We start from the raw sequence: 1,088 nt of genomic DNA, 5'->3' as shown, positions 1-1,088 counted from the left end.
ATGGATACATTAAGAGATAATACAGAATTAAATGCAATGTGGGATTCAGGGAAAGCACCTTGGAAAAAATGGTAGAAGGGTAGCGAAAGCTACCCTATATTTTTAAGGGAGAGAAAAGATGATAAAAAACTTTAATAATATTTATAAAGGAAAAAAAGTATTAGTAACAGGGCATACTGGTTTTAAAGGATCTTGGTTAGCGATATGGTTAAAAGAGTTAGGAGCAGAAGTTATAGGTTACTCTTTAGATCCTTATACAGATAAAGATAATTTTGTGCTTTCTAATTTATCAAATAAAATTATTGATATAAGAGGGGACTTAAGAGATAGAGAAAAATTAGCAGAAGTTTTTTCAAAATATAAGCCAGAGATAGTATTTCATTTAGCAGCTCAACCTCTTGTTAGACTATCTTATGATATTCCTGTTGAAACATATGAAGTCAACGTAATGGGAACTATTAATGTAATGGAAGAGATTAGAAAAACTATTGAAACAAAAGTAGGAATACTTATAACAACAGATAAGTGTTATGAAAATAAAGAGCAAATCTGGGGTTATAGAGAAAATGAACCTATGGGTGGATATGATCCATACTCTTCATCTAAAGGAGCAGCAGAGATAGCTATAAACTCTTGGAGAAGATCATTTTTTAATCCAAAAGATTATGAGAAACATGGAAAAAGCATTGCTTCTGTAAGAGCTGGAAATGTAATTGGGGGAGGAGACTGGGCTAAGGATAGAATTATTCCAGACTGTATAAGAGCTCTTGAAGAAAATAGGGTTATTGATATAAGAATGCCAAAAGCAGTTAGACCTTGGGAACATGTATTAGAACCTTTAAGTGGATATCTACTTCTTGGGCAAAAAATGTTAGAAAATCCAGGTGAGTATTGTGAAGGATATAATTTTGGACCTACTTTAGATGCAATAGTTCCTGTATGGGATGTGGCAACAATGGTAACTAAATTTTATGGAAGTGGAGAATTAAAAGATTGCTCTAATCCTAATGCTCTTCATGAAGCTAATCTTTTATTATTAGATATAACAAAAGCGAGATTTGAATTAGATTGGAAACCAACTTTAACAA

General features: G+C 32.1%; 1 protein-coding gene. It reads left to right on the top strand.

The window, feature by feature from the left end; translation table 11 throughout:
- Positions 1–118: 118 nt before the first annotated feature.
- The coding region (rfbG, locus tag ACRDDY_RS03090; protein WP_438563502.1) for a CDP-glucose 4,6-dehydratase at positions 119–1,088 on the top strand (970 nt) is incomplete at its 3' end.

Source organism: Clostridium sp., from assembly GCF_051656525.1.
Taxonomy (GTDB): Bacteria; Bacillota; Clostridia; order Clostridiales; family Clostridiaceae; genus Clostridium.
Note: the sequence above shows the minus strand (reverse complement) of the source record. Positions and strands in the feature narration are given on the sequence as shown.